This is a genomic window from uncultured Psychroserpens sp., assembly GCF_947492715.1.
Lineage (GTDB): Bacteria > Bacteroidota > Bacteroidia > Flavobacteriales > Flavobacteriaceae > Psychroserpens.
Window position 1 is genome coordinate 396,234 of sequence record NZ_CANLNS010000001.1, and the last position, 17,754, is coordinate 413,987.

Below are 17,754 nucleotides of genomic sequence, written 5' to 3' on the forward strand. Positions count from 1 at the left end.
ATTCTTCCGAAGAAAAACAGAAAACGACATATATGACAGATAAAGAAAAATTCATGAAAGAAGCAGTAAATGCTGCCTTAAAAGGAATGAATAACAACGAAGGAGGTCCATTTGGATGCGTCATTGTTAAAGACGGAAAAATTGTTGGGCGAGGTAACAATAAGGTCACTTCAACCAATGACCCAACTGCTCACGCCGAAGTAACAGCCATTAGAGACGCTTGTAAAAATCTTGATTCATTTCAACTAGAAGGCTGTGAAGTGTATACCTCATGCGAGCCTTGCCCAATGTGTTTAGGAGCTATCTATTGGGCACGACCAGATAAAGTATATTATGGAAGTAACCAAATAGATGCCGCAAACATAGGTTTTGATGATGCCTTTATTTATAAGGAAATTCCATTACCTTATTCTGAAAGAAGCATTCCATTTAAACAATTGGCTCGCGAGATTGCCTTAGAACCATTTCAAGAATGGACTAAAAAAGAAGACAAAACCGAATATTAATAATGATCACCTTTATTCTTAATAACAAAACGATAAGTACCTCAGAACATTCTGGTATGACACTATTAGACTTTGTTCGCTATGAACAGCGTCTAACGGGAACTAAAATTGGTTGTCGTGAAGGTGATTGTGGTGCTTGTACTGTTTTAGTTGGCACACTAGAAAATGACCATATAGACTATCAAAGTATTACGTCATGTATTTCTCCTTTAGGAAATGTTCATGGTAAACATATTGTAACAGTTGAAGGTACAAATCTTCAAAACAAATTAACGACTGCTCAAGAGGCGATGAAGGCAAATTACGCCACTCAATGTGGATTTTGCACCCCAGGATTTGTAGTTGCACTTACGGGTTTTGCCCTTTCTAATTCTGAAAAAAATTATACTAATGCTCTTAATGCCATTAGTGGAAATATATGTAGATGTACGGGCTACAAAGCCATTGAAAAAGCAACACAACAAATGGTTGAAACTTTGAAAAACTACAAAACAGATTCAGATTTCAATTGGCTCATAGAAAACGGATTTATTCCGGACTATTTTAAAACGATTACTAAACGGCTTCAAGATCTAGAAGTTAAAGACAAGGAGCAGTCTGAAGGGAAATTTGTTTCAGGTGGTACAGATTTGTATGTACAACAAGCCGATTACTTAACAGACAATCCTGTACATCTTATTGCTAGAAAAAACTTCCTAAAAGGTATTTCCATAGAAAATGGTATTTGTACGATTGGCACAAATTCAACGGTTTCAGATTTATGGAATCACCAAGAAGTAAACACTTATTTCCCTAACCTTAAAAAGCATTTGAAATTAGTGTCTTCAGAACAAATAAGAAACATGGCATCTTTTGGGGGAAATTTGGTTAACGCCTCTCCTATTGGAGATATGACCATTTTCTTTTTAGCGCTTAACAGTGATATTGAAATAATGGATTACAACGGAAACGAGCGCTCACTCCCTCTTAAAAAATTCTATCATGGCTATAAGAACTTCGATTTAAAAGAAGGCGAACTATTGAAAGCCATTCGTTTCAAATTGCCATCAAACGGGTCTATTTTTAATTTTGAGAAAGTTTGCAAACGTACACATTTAGATATTGCTAGTGTCAATTCTGCTATCCATATGTCTGTAGATAATAACAACTTTACAGAAACACATATTTCTATAGGAGGTGTCGCAGCCATTCCCAAATATTTGCACAATACATCTCAATTCTTAATAGGAAAATCGTTGTCTCCAGAGACTATAATTAAAGCTAGTAAAGTACTTCAAGATGAAATCTCACCAATAAGTGACGTTCGTGGTTCAAGTGATTATAAACGCTTATTGGCAAGACAATTATTTTTTGCTCATTTCACCACGCTTTTCCCTGAGACATTCACAATAAATGATTTTATAGAGCATGCATAAACACAAATCAAATCCCATATTAGATGCTAAATTAGATGCTGTTTCTTTATCTATAAAACAGAGCATTAAAAACTTAGATTCGTTTACTCATGTTCGTGGTGAGTCATTATATGTTGATGATGTTAATATAAGACAAGGCACATTTCATGCAGTTGTTTTTGATGCACCAAAAGCACATGGCCACATAAAACATATAGACTATTCTAAAGCTGAAGCCTTAGAAGGTGTTGAACGCATTTTTACTTACAAAGACATTCCTGGAAAAAATCAAATTGGAGGTATTATTCCAGATGAACCATTATTTGCAGAAGATGACATCCATTTTTGGGGAATGCCAATTGCTTTAATTGTTGCCGAGTCTGAATTCATTGCTAGAAAAGCTAGAGCCTTAATTGAAATCGATATTGAAGAATTACCAGTAATTACTACTGCAAAACAGGCTAAGGCAAAAGGAAGTTTTATCAACGCACCTAGATCTTTTAGTTTAGGTGATTCTGAAAAGGCTTTCAAAGATTGTGAATATGTTTTTGAAGGTGAAACATTTTCTAACGGACAAGAACATTTGTACATCGAAGCTCAGGGAGCGTATGCTGAACCCCTAGAAAATGGAAACATAAAAATCACCTCATCAACCCAAGGACCAACAGCTGTACAGAAAACAATAGCTCAGGTTTTAGGAGTAGCTATGCATAAAATAGAAGTAGATGTCACCAGACTTGGTGGTGGTTTTGGAGGCAAAGAAGATCAGGCAACACCTTGGGCAGTAATGACGGCTCTGGCAACCTTTCATTTAAATCAGTCTGTAAAATTAATTCTAAATCGCCATGATGATCTAAGAATGACTGGAAAGCGTCATCCCTATGAGAGCACTTATAAAATAGGCTTATCTAAAGATTTAAAGATCATGGCTTATGAAGTTGAGTTCTTACAAAACTCAGGAGCAGCTGCCGATTTATCTCCAGCTATTGCAGAACGTACATTATTTCATGCTACGAATAGTTATTTTGTGCCACATGTTAAAACTACCGTAATCAGTTGCAAGACCAACTTACCGCCAAATACAGCTTTTAGAGGATTTGGAGGACCACAAGGTATGTTTGTTATCGAATCTGCAATTGCCAAAGCTGCCAGTGAAATTGGCGTACCTGCAAGAGTTATTCAAGAAGCAAATTTGTTAGATGAAAATGACACATTTTCTTATGGTCAAGTGGCAAAAAAAGTAGAGGCTAAAAATACATGGAGTTCTGCTACAGAACTATTCAACATCACCCTTTTAGAACAAGAAGTAGAAACATTCAATGCCAATAATTCTAACTTTAAAAAGGGATTAGCCTTGATGCCAATCACCTTTGGTATTTCATTTACCAATACACCTATGAATCACGCACGTGCACTGGTACATATTTATCTCGATGGCAGTATTGGAATTAGCACTGCAGCTGTTGAAATGGGTCAAGGTGTAAACACTAAAATGATGCAAATTGCTTCAGAGGTATTTTCTATTCCAATAGAAAAAATTAAAATCGAAACTACAAATACAACAAGAGTTGCCAACACGTCTCCTTCTGCTGCCAGTTCAACGGCCGATTTAAATGGAAAAGCAACTTTAAAAGCGTGCAAGACTCTCCTTAAACGTTTAATAAGTGTGGCTTCAGAAGATTTGAACATTTCAGAAGAACACATACAATTAAAGGATGAGTATGTCTATACACATGGCGAAAAGTCAAATTTATCTTGGACAGAACTCATTAGCAAAACGATGTTAAAACGTGTTGCTTTGACAGAAAATGCGCATTATGCTACGCCAGAAATCCACTTTGATAAAACTAAAGAAAAAGGGCATCCTTTTGCTTACCATGTTTATGGAACGGCCATTATTATCGTTACAGTAGATTGTACTCGTGGAACTTACGAGTTTGATGCTGTTAAGATTGTTCATGATTATGGAAAAAGTATGAGTGAAGGTATTGACCTTGGACAAGTTGAAGGGGCTCTCGCTCAAGGAATTGGTTGGATGACTATGGAGGAAATCGCATACAATGATGAAGGGCGTTTACTATCAAATGCGCTATCAACCTATAAGATTCCAGATTTGTTTTCTGTTCCTAAAGAAGTTGAAGTCCTCCCTGTAAAAACGGACGGACATGAATTAGCAATTTTAAAGTCGAAAGCCGTAGGTGAACCGCCCTTAATGTATGGTATAGGAGCATACTTTGCGCTTCAAAATGCCATAAGAGCATTTAACCCTAAATACGATTTAAAATTTCATGCACCTATGACACCAGAAAAGGTGCTTATGAGCTTATACGAAAACAAATAAATTAACGCGATGGACACTCAAATAAACGAAAACATCTTTGATACTTTTCCTGAGCTTGAGAGTGAACGACTCTATTTTACAAAATACAAACTAGAGTATGCCGAAACACTTTTATTTATGAGAAGCCATAAAGCTGTTTCTAAATATATGGACACCGAAATACCAGTAAAAATCGAAGACACCGAAAAGAGAATTAAAGGATACCACGCCGCATTTAAAGAAACAAAAGGTATTACATGGGCTATTGTAGACAAAGAGAGCCATCAATTGATTGGTGATTTCGGTATCTGGAAAATTGACAAACATAATTCTAGAGGAGAAATTGGTTATATTTTACATCCCAATTTTTGGGGTAAAGGCTATATGAGAGAAACCTTCGATACATTGATTCGTTTTGGGTTTCGTGATTTAAATTTGCATAGCCTTGAGGCCAATGTTAATATAGAAAATGACAATTCTAAAGCGCTGTTGCTCAAATTTGGTTTTAAGCTAGAAGCCCGTTTTAGAGAGAACTTTTATTATGATGGTCGCTTTTTAGACAGTGAGATTTACTGTTTGTTACAATCAGATATTACATAATTAATGACAGAATTTTTAATATACAGTAAACGCTGCTTTCTACTTGATGCTTTTCAAGAGGCTACCATCCACATTAAAAATCAGAAAATTCTTGATATCAAGAAAGGTTATCACACTAGTGCATCTATTCCATTTTTAGATTACCAAAATCTCATAGTAATGCCAGGAATAATTGATGCACATGTTCACATCAACGAACCTGGAAGAGAAAGCTGGGAAGGTTTTGACACAGCCACAAAGGCAGCAGCTGTTGGAGGCGTAACAACCCTTATTGAGATGCCATTGAATGCAAGCCCTGTAACAACAAATATAAATGCGCTTCATCAAAAATTAGAATCATCAAAAAATAAACTTCATGTAAATTGTGGCTTCTACGGCGGCACAATACCAACAAATAAAAATGACATAGAAGGTCTTATAAATGCCGGAGTTTTTGGGATTAAAGGATTTTTAACACCTTCAGGAATTGATGAGTTTCCTAACGTCACTAAACTAGATTTAGAAGCAATTGCTCCTGTTTTAAAAACACACGATATTCCTTTACTGTTACATTGTGAATTAACAGACACCAAGGTTCCAGAAGTCACAAACACTAAAAGCTATCAAAGCTATTTAAACTCTAGGCCTCAGCACTGGGAGACCAATGCTATCGCATTAGCTTTAGATCTTCAAAAAAAGTTTGACATCAAAGTACACATTGTACATCTCTCTGCTTCTAAGGGCATTGAACCTATTAAAGAACGTTTAAACGAAACTAATAAGTTAACCGTTGAAACATGTCCGCATTACTTATTCTTTAATGCAGAGACGATTCCTGATGAATCTCCAATTTATAAATGTGCTCCACCAATACGAGAAGGTGCAAATAATGACAAGCTATGGGATTTTTTACTTGATAATGGTTTTAGCTTTTTAGGATCAGACCACTCTCCTGCTCCACCTGAGCGTAAACAACTAGAAAGCGGTGATTTTTTTAAGGCTTGGGGTGGAATTTCTGGATTACAATTTACACTACCTATCCTATTTTCAGAAGGACAAAAAAGAGGGTTACAGTTAGAAAAATTAATTCCATTAATTACACGAAAGCCTTCAGAATTTTTAGGAATTAATCAGAAAAAAGGAACATTAGCACCTGGTTTAGATGCAGATATTACTGTTTGGGATGATACCCAACAATTTACCATTTCCGAAGCTAGTATCGAACACAAACACAAAGCAACTCCCTACTTAAACCACAGGGTTTTTGGAAAAGTAATTCATACATTTGTTAATGGTGTTCACGTCGTTGAAAACTCAAAACTCAAAACACTTAATCAAGGAAAAATATTATTAAAAGATACATGATAGAAGAACGATTAAAACAATACACAGATCTTGCATCAGAGAAAATTGGAGGTCAAGTACTATACTGTACTGACGATTTTTTTGCTGAAAAAGAAAACCTAATTAAAGAAGGCCGAGGCATTTTTATTGCCGATAAATATACAGATCGCGGAAAATGGATGGACGGCTGGGAATCAAGACGTAAACGTACTTTGGGTCACGATTGGGCCATTTTAAAATTAGGCGCTGAAGGAAAAATTAGAGGTTTCGATATTGACACTAATCACTTTTTAGGAAATCACCCGCCTTATGCTTCTGTTGAAGCCATATATTTGGATGAGGATATTTCAGATTGGAGTCAGGCCGATGATTTAACTTGGGAAGAAGTGCTTCCAAAATCGCCTTTAGATCCAGGGAGTCAACATTTTTTTGAAATTAACTCAGAAAAAGTCTTCACACATGTTCGTCTACATATTTATCCAGATGGCGGAGTTGCGCGATTTAGAGTATTTGGAGAGGTTTATAAAGATTGGTCCAAAGTGAATTCTGAAGAATTAATTGATTTAGTGTTAGTTAACAACTGTGGAAAAGCATTACATTGTAATGATATGTTTTTCAGTATTATGGATAATCTTATTTCTCCAACCACAGGAAAAAACATGGGAGATGGTTGGGAAACAAAGCGTAATCGCACACCTAATAACGAAGATTTTGTAATCTTAAAGCTAGGTCATTCTGGAATAATTCATAAAATTATTGTCGACACGAAACATTTTAAAGGTAATTACCCAGATTCTTGTGCCATTGACGTATGCTCATGTACTAATGATGCCGATGTTTTGAGTGGTAGTCATAAATGGAAACCGTTGTTACCTCAACAAAAACTTGGAGCTGATCGTGAACATCATTTCGAAAAAGAAATTTTGAAAACCGAACAGCCTATTACACATGTTAAATTGAAAATATATCCTGATGGAGGCATTAGTAGGTTGCGTATTTTTGGAACCATTAAATAAATTAAATGATTGAAGTAATTATACTTATAGCTTGGCTTGTTATTTTTTCGGTAATAGTAGCTGTTACTTATAAACTACGTCATTCAATTAAAGTGTTAAAAGCCGAAGGAAACGATGAGAAGGCAGACGCTATTCAAACATCTCAAAATTGGTTTTATGCTCTAATCGTTATAGCTTCTATTGGAGGTATAGGCATTTTATATATGTTCCTAAAAGGAACTATTTATGAAAGCCACTTTTTCGAGTGGCTAAATTTAAGTGTTCGATTAATCCATATCACCTTTGGTATTGCTTGGATTGGTGCTTCTTTTTATTTTGTATTCTTAGAAAATGCCTTGAATAGAACAGAAAATGTAAGAGACGAGTTAGCCGGTAATCTTTGGGCTGTTCATGGTGGCGGTTTTTATTATGTTGAAAAATACAAATTGGCTCCTAAAAAAATACCTAAGCACTTGCACTGGTTTAAATATGAGGCTTACTTTACTTGGTTATCTGGATTTTGTTTACTCTCTATCGTCTATTATTTTAATGCAACCTCGTATTTAATTGATCCAGAAGTATTAGATATTTTACCATCTACAGCGATAATAATTAGCATTAGTTCTTTAATTATTGGCTGGATATTATATGATCAAATTTGTAAACGACTTAGCAATAATAAGGTCGTATTTACTTTGGCAATAACAGCATTGGTATTTTTGTTTGCATGGTTTTATGCACAAGTATTTAGTGGTCGTGCAGCATATATTCATTTTGGAGCTTTTCTTGGAACTTTGATGGCAGCAAACGTATTTTTTGTCATTATTCCCGGACAGAAACGCATGGTGGCTGCTGCGAAAAAAGGACAAATGCCCAATCCTGCTGATGGTAAAGCGGCATTTCTACGTTCTTATACTAATAATTACTTTACACTTCCTGTATTGTTTGTAATGATTAGCAATCATTTTCCCAGTACTTTTGGAAACACTTATCAATGGATCGTGCTTATTGGCATCACCCTAGGAACTGCTGGCGTAAAACATTATTTAAATCTTAGAGAAAAGGGGGAGCTTTCTGTTTGGATCATGCCAATTGCAGTAGTTATTTTGTTTGGCGTTGCCTTTATGACCGCTCCAACACCTCCAAAGTATGAAAACTGCCAAGAAATTGTTTCCTTTACAGAAGTTCAAACTATTATTAACAACAGGTGTACTACTTGCCATTCATCAAACCCAACAGATGCCGTTTGGAAAGTAGCGCCTAATGGTGTAAAATATGATACAGCTGAACAGATTTATAGTTTGCGAGACAAAATCTTCCAACGTGTAGTAGTGAGTAAAAATATGCCGTTTAACAACAATCAAACTGGTATGACACAAGAAGAACGCGATATGATAAATTGTTGGATCAATCAAGGCGCACCAAAATAAAGATTATGATAACACTAAATCAACTTAATTCACTTTCAGATCAGGAAGCATTTTCTAAACTAGAACAATGTTGCGTTTCTAAAACTTGGGTTAATAAAATGCTCCAAAGCAGACCCTTTTCTTCGGAAAATGAACTTATTGAAACAGCGGCTTCAATTTGGTACAACCACTGTTCTATAGATGATTTTAAAGAAGCCTTTACTGGTCATCCAAAAATTGGAAATATAGACAGTTTAAAAGAAAAATTTGCGCACACTTCAGCTTGGGCTGGAAACGAACAATCTAAAGTATCTGAAGCTAGTTTAGACGTCATTGAAGCATTGGCTAAAGCTAATGAAGATTATGAAAACAAGTATGGATATATTTTCATAGTAAGCGCTAGTGGAAAATCTGCCGAAGAAATGTTAGCCATCATAAATGCGAGATTGGATCATAAGCCGGATGATGAAATTTATGTTGCAATGAATGAACAACATAAAATCACAGCAATTCGTTTGGCGAAACTTATAGAAAGTGTTCCTCAGAATGCTAATTTAACGAGTCATTTAACAACACACGCCTTAGATACATCTATTGGTATTCCTGCAAGCCATATGCTCATCGCGCTAAAAGGTTTACGTGATAATCAATGGAAACCTATGAGTATAGGTATCACTAACAATGATGGTCGTATTTCAGATGTGTTACCACCTGGTAGATTTTTAATTCCTGGCATTTATACGATGACCTTTAACACAGGTAACTATTATAAAAACAATAATCAAAATGGCTTTTATCCTGAGGCTTCAATACAATTTGAAGTTACCGATGGTAGTCATTATCATATTCCATTATTAATTAATCCTTTTGGGTATTCAACTTACAGAGGGAGTTAGTATTAAACATTTATTATGAATTTAAGTATTTCAGAAGATAAAAAAGCACATATTTTTGACGATTTAAAAACAGCTAACCTGACATTTAATAATATTTATCGTGGTGATAGAGAAGACAGGCAGCCCATTCATACAGTTTATGGTGGCGCAAATCTTTTTAAGTCTAACACCACTCAGGTTCTGGGTAGTATTGCTTTAAATTCACTATTGCATTATGCTCCTAATTTTATCGAATTTGGAAAAGCCTTTAAGTTAAAAGGAAATAAAAAATTGCCTTCAAAGGCTAAAAAGCAAGAAAAACTCATTAAAAAACTAGAAGGATTAACGCCAGATGAATTAAAACAACATCCTGCTGGATTTTCATATAGAATCTATCAGAAGGTTATTGCTAAGTTAGAGCGTGAAGGTGTTGAAGATTTCAGAATTGATTTTGAAGATGGCTTTGGAAATCGTTCTGATAAAGAAGAAGATGAAACTGCTATTTTTGCAGCTGAGCAAGTCGCACAAGGTATGAAAGACAACACGCTTTCGCCATTTATTGGTATACGTATCAAACCATTCACTGAAGAATTAAAACACCGTGGCCAAAGAACACTCGATTTATTCTTAACAACACTACTTACTAAAACTAACGGAAAACTACCAGATAATTTTGTGGTGATGTTGCCTAAAGTGACTATTCCTGAGCAAATCATAGCCTTAGTTTCCTTTTTTGAAGTTATAGAGGGTGTTTTTAACTTAGAATCTGGCACTCTAAAAATGGAAATGATGGTAGAAACCACGCAGTCCATTATGGATCATAATGGAACAAATCCGTTATTTAGATTTATCGCTGCTAGCAAGGGTAGATGTATTGCCACCCACTTTGGAACTTATGATTACACAGCTTCTAACAATATTACTGCATCTTACCAGGAGATGGATCATGACGTTTGTGATTATGCACATTACACCACTAAAGTAGCCTTAGCCCATACAGGAATATGGTTATCTGATGGCGCTACTAACACAATGCCTATTGGACCTCATCGTGGTGACTTAAGCGAAGAACAAGAGCAAGAAAACAAAGACGTTGTGCATCGTGCTTGGCTTAAGGGTTATGGACATATTCGTCATTCTCTATACAAAGGTTTATACCAAGGTTGGGATTTAAACCCAGCGCAATTACCAATGCGATATACAGCTGTTTATGCCTTTTTTCTAGAAAGCTATGATGATGCCGTTTTACGTTTAAAAACCTTCGTCGAAAAAGCAGCTCAAGCCACATTAATTGGTGATACATTTGACGATGCAGCGACGGGACAAGGTCTCTTAAATTACTTTTTAAAGGCTTTAAATAGCGGCGCTATTTCTATAGATGAAGTTTTGGCTACAGGTTTAACTTTAGATGAGATTAGAACGCGATCGTTTGCGAAAATTTTAAAAGACAGGCGTGCAAAATTGAAGTAATATAGTACGAGTGCATTACAAAATGATATTATTACTCATTGTTGTAATGCACTTGTAATAACTGAGCAGCAACACTTATTGCTATTTCTTTAGGTGTATTACCTCCAACTTGTAATCCTATTGGGCACACCACATTACTCATACCTTCTTTTATATTCATATCTTTAATAAGCATATTATTGAAGCGAACACGTTTAGTTTTACTACCTATTAAGCCCAAAAACTTTGTTTTATGTTGCAAAGCCATAGCAATAATCTCAAAATCTATAGAATGATCATGTGTTAATATTAATACATAACAATTCTTTCCCCATTTTACTACATCTCTAAACGTCTTGAAATCGTCAATATTAACTTGTTTTAGATGAATACTTTTATCCAAAGTTGAATGCTCAAACCAATTATGTCGCGAATCAATAAGATGAACTTCAAAAGGTGTATCTACTAATATCTTGGCAATTTCATGTCCAATATGTCCTGCTCCAAATAAAAATAATTCTGGTGATTGATTCATAGGTTCTATAATAAATTCAACTTTTCCTCCACAGCATTGTTCAAACTCAGGCCCTAAGGTGTAACTCGATTCGATAATTTTATTCTCGCGTAGAGCATTAATGGCTTCATCGATAGCCAAGAACTCCAATTTCCCACCTCCTATAGTACCATGAACAACATTATCCTTGGTAATAATCATTCGAGAACCAACCTCACAAGGTGTTGACCCTAAGCACTTAGTAACGGTTACCAAAGCAATGGGCTCTTGTCGCTCTTTAAACACTGATAATAATGCAATCCAGTTCTTCATTTTCTAATTAAAAGGAGGCTCTAAAAGTAAGACTTTTTTAGAGTAAACCATATTTAGATGTGGTCTTCAAAAATAAATTAGCATTCTGCTAAATTTTCTGTTAAGTTTGATAATTAATAGCGACTAAAATTCGGCATCTATTTTTAAGTACAGTACAATAACCCTTTGAAATTTTATAACATGTCAAAAACATATTACGATCCAGCAGATTTAAGGAAATTTGGAAAAATCACAGAGTGGAGCGAAGAATTAGGTAATAAATTCTTTGAATATTACGGAAAAGTTTTTGAAGAAGGTGCACTCTCAGCTCGCGAAAAGTCTTTGATTGCCCTAGCTGTTGCTCATACAGAGCAATGCCCATATTGTATTGACGCCTATACAAAAGATGGCTTGCAAAGAGGTGTTACAAAAGAAGAAATGATGGAAGCCATTCATGTTGGAGCTGCGATTAAAAGTGGCGCAACTCTTGTACATGGTGTGCAAATGATGAATAAAGTAAATAAACTAGACGGCTAATTGCAGATGACGAAATTAAAAACCCAATCCTTAAAAAAGAAAGGAAGCGACCTAGCGCAAAGTAATAGACAGTTAGAAATTTTGTCTAATGGAATTTTCCAAAATGGAGAGTTACCTACATTTAAAGATAAAATTTCAGAAACAAGTCAGTTTCCTTTAAAAGCTAAAAAACTTGAAATTTTACAGATTAACGTTGGTTATATGTGTAATCAAGTTTGCGAACATTGTCATGTTGATGCTGGACCAGATCGTAAAGAAATAATGACGCGTGAGACCATGCAACAATGCTTAAACGTCATAAAAAATTCTGGAGCTCATACTTTAGATTTAACTGGAGGTGCTCCTGAGATGAACCCAGATTTTAGATGGTTCGTAGAAGAAGCTGCTAAAGTTGGTATTAAAGATTTTATTGTACGATCTAATTTAACAATCATTCGTGCCAATAAAAAATATTACGACTTACCTGATTTCTTTAAAAAACACAATGTTCATGTTGTGAGTTCTATGCCACATTGGACACGTGGAAAAACAGACAAACAACGTGGTGATGGTGTTTTTGACAAATCGATAAAAGCATTGCAAGAATTAAATGCCGTTGGTTATGGTATGCCTGACAGCGATTTACGACTAGATTTAGTTTATAATCCTTCTGGTGCATTCTTACCTGGTGACCAAATGGCCATGGAAAAAGATTTCAAAAAAGCCTTAATGGAAGATTTTGGCATTCAATTTCATAATTTATTTGCCATTACGAATTTACCTATTTCAAGATTTCTTGATTATTTAATTGCTTCAGAAAACTATGAAGATTATATGTATCAACTTGTTGATGCTTACAACCCTTCAGCTGTTGCCAATGTTATGTGTACCAATACACTTTCGGTAAGTTGGGATGGTTATTTATATGATTGTGATTTTAATCAAATGCTAGAATTGCCCGTAAATAGTAAGGCCAAGCATATTTCAGAATTTAACGAAGAATTATTAGAAGGTCGGAACATTGTAATTTCTCAACATTGCTATGGTTGCACTGCTGGTGCAGGAAGTAGCTGTCAAGGTGTGGTAGCATAATATATGAATACTAAAACAGCCATATTAATCTTTGCAAATACTGCCGAATTTGAAGCCGTTAAAAAACCGTTTCAATCTTCGGAAACTTTATTTGATGCGCTAAACGCTCAAACATTAAAGATTGTACAGCGCTCTGGCTTACCTTATTTTCATTCTTCTGAAAAAAATCAAGTGGGCTCAACATTTGGTGAACGCTTTACCAATGCTATTGAGTCGGTGTATAAAAAGGGATTTGATGCCGTTATTACTATAGGCAACGACACTCCATATTTACAAACAAATCACATCTTTCAGGCAGTACATGCCTTAGAGCAAAATGATATAGTTTTAGGTCCTTCAAAAGACGGTGGATTCTACTTAATGGGATTAAAACAATCTCATTATAATACCGAGACCTTTTTAAAATTACCATGGCAGACGTCTCGATTACATCGAAGTATTTCAAGATTAGTCCTTTTACAAGACATACAATTGTCTTATTTAGAAGCCTTGTCAGACATTGATACCGTTTCAGATATAAAAGCTGTAATTGATAATTTCAGAGCTATTTCAGTATGGATTAAGCAGCTTTTGAATACGTATATTTCAGTAGAAAAGAAGATCTATAACACTTCAATACATTTTATTTCAATATTAAGTAGAGACACTTATTTTAATAAAGGATCTCCTTATTCATTCTAAAAACATCAAACCTTTTACTTACTAAAATATCGCTCTTTTTTAACGAAGAAAAAGCGATTAAATAATTATAAATACAATTTGGGATTAATACCCAATAAAAATACAATTGAATTATGAGTTACCTAGAAACCACGCACGACGTTTATAAAGAAGCAGCTTTGACTCCAGATGTTGGATTATGTTGTACAACAAACCCTATTTGGGAATTACCAGGATTAAAAATCCCGAGAATTATGCAAGAAATGAACTATGGTTGTGGTAGTACTGTGCATGCAAGAGATTTATCTAATAACCCAAAAATGCTCTATGTTGGTGTTGGAGGTGGTATGGAGTTGTTACAATTCTCTTATTTTAATCGACAAAAACATGGGGTAATTGGCGTTGACGTTGTTGATGAAATGTTAGAAGCCTCACGTGAAAACTTTAAAATTGCCGAAGAACAAAATAGTTGGTTTAAAAGTGAATATGTAGATCTTAAAAAAGGAGATGCCCTTAATCTCCCTGTAGAAGACAACAGTATTGATGTGGCTGCTCAAAATTGCCTTTTTAATATTTTTAAAGCAGAAGATTTAAAACTAGCCATTGAAGAAATGTATCGTGTATTAAAACCTCACGGAAGATTGGTAATGAGCGACCCTACTTGTGAGCAACCAATGAATGAAACACTTAGAAATGACGACCGCTTGCGTGCGTTGTGTTTAAGTGGAAGCCTTCCTATTGCAGATTATGTAAAAGCGTTAACAGATGTAGGTTTTGGTACTATTGAAATTAGAGCGCGTAAGCCTTATAGAATTTTAAACCCAGAAGACTATCCAACCGATGAATTAATCTATATAGAATCTATAGAAGTTGCTGCAATTAAAGATCCAATGCCAGAGGATGGCCCTTGCATTTTTACTGGAAAAGCAGCTATCTATTTTGGTAAAGACGATTATTTCGACGACAAGAAAGGTCATGTTCTTTTAAAGAATCAGCCTTTAGCAATTTGTGATAAAACAGCGTCTGATCTTGCTAAACTTGGAAGACAAGATATTTTTATTAGTGAGTCTACTTTTCATTACGATGGTGGAGGCTGTTGCTAATTAAATAAACAGAATTTATTAATTAAAGTAGCTTCGTAATTTATGAAAAAAACATATTTATTTTTCATTGCATTATGTTTCATGATGCCCTTTGTAGGCGCTCAAGAAACTATTGATGATTTGTTGAAGCGCTATAACAAAAATAACATCCCGTATATTTCAGTACAAGAATTGGCTATGCCTAAAACCAATGCTATAGTTTTAGATGCAAGAGAACAGGATGAGTTTAATGTAAGTCATCTTAAAAATGCTATTTATGTTGGATATGACACATTTAAACTAAGTACAGTTGAAAAGCAAATTCCTAATAAGGATGAAGCCATAGTTGTGTATTGTACATTGGGTGTAAGGTCTGAAGTTATAGCTAATAAGTTAAAAAAAGCTGGATATACCAACGTGAAAAACCTTTTTGGTGGTATCATAGAATGGAAGAACAACAGTTTTGATGTTTACAACACAAAAAATGCCACAACAGATAGTGTACATGTTTGTTCTCCTTTTTGGGGTAAGTGGTTAAAAAAAGGAAAAAAAGTATATCCGAAAACTAATGACTGAAAGCGCATTAATAATATTTACCAGAAACCCAGAATTAGGCAAATGTAAAACACGATTGGCCAAAACATTAGGTGATCAATCGGCTTTGGATATTTATAAATACCTCCTTCAGCATACAGTTAATATTGCTAAAAAAACTGAAGCTGATCGTTATGTTTTTTATTCTGAGAGCATTAATTACAATGATATTTGGAGTAATGATTTTTTTAACAAAAAACTTCAAAATGGCAGTGATCTTGGTATGCGTATGCTTAATGCTTTTAATGAACTTTTAAATTTAGGTTATAAGAAAGTTATTATTATTGGGAGCGATTTATTAGATTTAAACGAACGCGTCATAGCAGAGGCATCATCTGCGTTAGATTATCATGACGTGGTTATTGGTCCTGCCGAAGATGGTGGATATTATTTACTAGGCTTAAAAAAAATGTATCCAAAACTCTTTAAAAATAAAGATTGGGGTACTGAAACTGTTCGTCAAGACACGCTAAAAGATTTACAAAATGGTAATGTCCATTTACTAAAAGAATTAAATGATATTGATACTTTTGATGATATGAAACATTACCATCAACTTAAACAATTTTATAATACTCATGATTAAATATATTACCGAATCTTCAGATTATTTAAAATCAAAAGGGTTTGACAATCCTGAAATTGGAATCATTCTAGGAACAGGTCTTGGATTATTAACCGATGAAATTGATATCATTCAAGAAGTAAGTTATAACCATATACCAAACTTTCCAACAGCCACAGTAGAATTCCATAAAGGAAAACTAATTTATGGATGGCTCGCAGGAAAAAAGGTTGTTGTAATGCAAGGTCGTTTCCATGTTTATGAAGGCTATTCTCTTCAAGATGTTACTTACCCTGTTCGTGTTATGGAAAAACTTGGCATAAAAACCTTGTTAGTTTCTAATGCATCAGGTGCGATTAATTTAGAATTCAAAAAAGGAGAATTAATGCTTATTGACGACCACATTAATTTACAGGGAAGTTCTCCATTAGCATTTAAAGGTGTTGAAGAATTAGGTGAACGTTTCGCCGACATGAGTGCACCTTACAACCTTGAAATCAACGCAAAGTTTAAAGCGATTGCGACGCATCATAATATTAAACTACACGAAGGTGTTTATGCAAGTGTTGTTGGACCTCAATTAGAAACAAGAGCCGAGTATCGAATGCTTAAAATTATAGGTGCAGATGCTGTAGGTATGAGTACTGTGCCTGAAATTATAGTCGCCAATCATTTAAATATTAAAGCAGCAGCAATTTCTGTATTAACTGATGAGTGTGATCCAGATAATCTTAAACCTGTTGATATTGGCGAAATTATTGCCATGGCAGCAAAAGCTGAACCCGATATGATTACTCTATTTAAAGCGTTAATTACAGATTTATAATAAAAAAAGGCTTTACAAATTGTAAAGCCTTTTTTTATTAGGTTTTATTCCTATCCCTTTCGAATATAAATATTTCCAGAAATGGTTTCCATTTCTAAAGGAAGTGTTCCTCCATTTATTTGTTTTGACACTTTATTATGTGCTCCATGATACTTCTTATCTGTATTAGCTTCAAAATTTAGGTTAGAGTATATGGTTCCTGTAAGTGACTTTGCATTTAATTGTGCCTTATTTACTGTAACATCTAATGCTCCACTTATTGTTTTTAAACGCAATTCACCATTATATTTTTTTATGGTGACATCTCCAGAAATTAAATCGGTAACCAAATCACCATCATAATTATCCATATATACACTTCCTGAAATACTTTTAATTTTTAGGTTGATGTTTTTCGGAATTATGACAACATAATTAATCTCTGTAGTACTATTGTAATCATGTCTGTTCTTATCATCCCATTTCTTTTTGAAATAATCTCCAAAATCAGAATACAATTTCAATTGCCCAGCCGTATTTTCTGTTTTAATACTGAAAGCGTCATTACCTTTACCGTCGTCTATAATTACTGAAGCTTTTATTAAAACGTCATCAGTGTTGCCGTGTTCTACTCTTATATCTTGAGCAAACTTAAGGTTAAGATACACATCTTGGTTTTTTGATAAGCGTTCTTTCGCTTCAACATTTCGTTGCGCATGGAGTGTTGTTACACTCAACAATGCTAGTATAATTAGTTTTTTCAT

At 34.6% G+C, this 17,754-nt stretch carries 18 protein-coding genes; 16 read left to right on the forward strand and 2 right to left on the reverse strand.

The features are described from left to right. Positions 1 to 32: 32 nt before the first annotated feature. From Q0787_RS01790 to Q0787_RS01830, 9 genes are read left to right on the forward strand one after another with little or no spacing between them, the layout of a single operon-like run. On the forward strand, positions 33 to 506 hold the full coding sequence (locus Q0787_RS01790) for a nucleoside deaminase (protein ID WP_298900488.1): 474 nt from the start codon (positions 33 to 35) through the stop codon (positions 504 to 506). 2 nt (positions 507 to 508) lie between these two features. Next, positions 509 to 1,921 (forward strand): FAD binding domain-containing protein, encoded by a 1,413-nt coding sequence (locus tag Q0787_RS01795; protein ID WP_298900489.1) that lies wholly within the window; start codon positions 509 to 511, stop codon positions 1,919 to 1,921. Continuing rightward, a complete protein-coding gene (locus Q0787_RS01800; protein ID WP_298900490.1) occupies positions 1,914 to 4,241 on the forward strand; it encodes a molybdopterin cofactor-binding domain-containing protein in 2,328 nt (775 codons plus the stop codon). The genes Q0787_RS01795 and Q0787_RS01800 overlap by 8 nt, the downstream gene beginning before the upstream one ends. Before the next feature lie 9 nt (positions 4,242 to 4,250). Continuing rightward, entirely contained in the window at positions 4,251 to 4,820 is a 570-nt protein-coding gene (locus Q0787_RS01805) for a GNAT family N-acetyltransferase (RefSeq protein WP_298900491.1), read from the forward strand. Between the two features lie 3 nt (positions 4,821 to 4,823). Beyond that, positions 4,824 to 6,164, forward strand: coding sequence for an allantoinase AllB (allB, locus tag Q0787_RS01810; protein ID WP_298900492.1), 1,341 nt, complete (start codon positions 4,824 to 4,826; stop codon positions 6,162 to 6,164). Then, complete coding sequence (alc, locus tag Q0787_RS01815) at positions 6,161 to 7,159, forward strand: allantoicase (protein WP_298900493.1); 999 nt, start codon at positions 6,161 to 6,163, stop codon at positions 7,157 to 7,159. Before allB ends, alc begins: the two co-directional genes overlap by 4 nt. Positions 7,160 to 7,164: 5 nt before the next feature. Then, positions 7,165 to 8,568: a urate hydroxylase PuuD gene (locus tag Q0787_RS01820; protein WP_298900494.1), complete on the forward strand. Its 1,404-nt coding sequence runs from the start codon at positions 7,165 to 7,167 to the stop codon at positions 8,566 to 8,568. 5 nt (positions 8,569 to 8,573) lie between these two features. Beyond that, a complete protein-coding gene (gene uraD, locus Q0787_RS01825) occupies positions 8,574 to 9,443 on the forward strand; it encodes a 2-oxo-4-hydroxy-4-carboxy-5-ureidoimidazoline decarboxylase (RefSeq protein WP_298900495.1) in 870 nt (289 codons plus the stop codon). A gap of 15 nt (positions 9,444 to 9,458) precedes the next feature. Then, a complete protein-coding gene (locus tag Q0787_RS01830; RefSeq protein WP_298900496.1) occupies positions 9,459 to 10,892 on the forward strand; it encodes a hypothetical protein in 1,434 nt (477 codons plus the stop codon). A 31-nt stretch (positions 10,893 to 10,923) separates the two neighbouring features. Here the strand turns inward: Q0787_RS01830 and xdhC are convergent, their stop codons facing one another. After that, positions 10,924 to 11,697, reverse strand: coding sequence for a xanthine dehydrogenase accessory protein XdhC (xdhC, locus tag Q0787_RS01835; RefSeq protein WP_298900497.1), 774 nt, complete (start codon positions 11,695 to 11,697; stop codon positions 10,924 to 10,926). 180 nt (positions 11,698 to 11,877) lie between these two features. Between xdhC and Q0787_RS01840 the strand changes: the two genes are divergently transcribed. From Q0787_RS01840 to Q0787_RS01870, 7 genes are all read left to right on the forward strand, one after another. Beyond that, positions 11,878 to 12,213, forward strand: a complete 336-nt coding sequence (locus tag Q0787_RS01840) for an arsenosugar biosynthesis-associated peroxidase-like protein (RefSeq protein WP_008270413.1) — start codon at positions 11,878 to 11,880, stop codon at positions 12,211 to 12,213. Between the two features lie 6 nt (positions 12,214 to 12,219). Beyond that, entirely contained in the window at positions 12,220 to 13,284 is a 1,065-nt protein-coding gene (gene arsS / locus Q0787_RS01845; RefSeq protein ID WP_298900498.1) for an arsenosugar biosynthesis radical SAM (seleno)protein ArsS, read from the forward strand. A 3-nt stretch (positions 13,285 to 13,287) separates the two neighbouring features. Beyond that, positions 13,288 to 13,965, forward strand: a complete 678-nt coding sequence (locus tag Q0787_RS01850) for a DUF2064 domain-containing protein (protein ID WP_298900499.1) — start codon at positions 13,288 to 13,290, stop codon at positions 13,963 to 13,965. Between the two features lie 113 nt (positions 13,966 to 14,078). Continuing rightward, the gene (arsM, locus tag Q0787_RS01855; protein ID WP_298900500.1) at positions 14,079 to 15,047 is read left to right on the forward strand and encodes an arsenosugar biosynthesis arsenite methyltransferase ArsM; all 969 of its coding nucleotides are present in this window, start codon (positions 14,079 to 14,081) and stop codon (positions 15,045 to 15,047) included. A gap of 42 nt (positions 15,048 to 15,089) precedes the next feature. Then, positions 15,090 to 15,602, forward strand: coding sequence for a rhodanese-like domain-containing protein (locus tag Q0787_RS01860; RefSeq protein ID WP_298900501.1), 513 nt, complete (start codon positions 15,090 to 15,092; stop codon positions 15,600 to 15,602). Further along, on the forward strand, positions 15,595 to 16,206 hold the full coding sequence (locus tag Q0787_RS01865) for a TIGR04282 family arsenosugar biosynthesis glycosyltransferase (protein ID WP_298900503.1): 612 nt from the start codon (positions 15,595 to 15,597) through the stop codon (positions 16,204 to 16,206). The genes Q0787_RS01860 and Q0787_RS01865 overlap by 8 nt, the downstream gene beginning before the upstream one ends. Further along, entirely contained in the window at positions 16,199 to 17,011 is an 813-nt protein-coding gene (locus Q0787_RS01870; RefSeq protein ID WP_298900504.1) for a purine-nucleoside phosphorylase, read from the forward strand. The genes Q0787_RS01865 and Q0787_RS01870 overlap by 8 nt, the downstream gene beginning before the upstream one ends. 50 nt (positions 17,012 to 17,061) lie before the next feature. Here the strand turns inward: Q0787_RS01870 and Q0787_RS01875 are convergent, their stop codons facing one another. Then, positions 17,062 to 17,754 (reverse strand): hypothetical protein, encoded by a 693-nt coding sequence (locus tag Q0787_RS01875; protein WP_298900505.1) that lies wholly within the window; start codon positions 17,752 to 17,754, stop codon positions 17,062 to 17,064.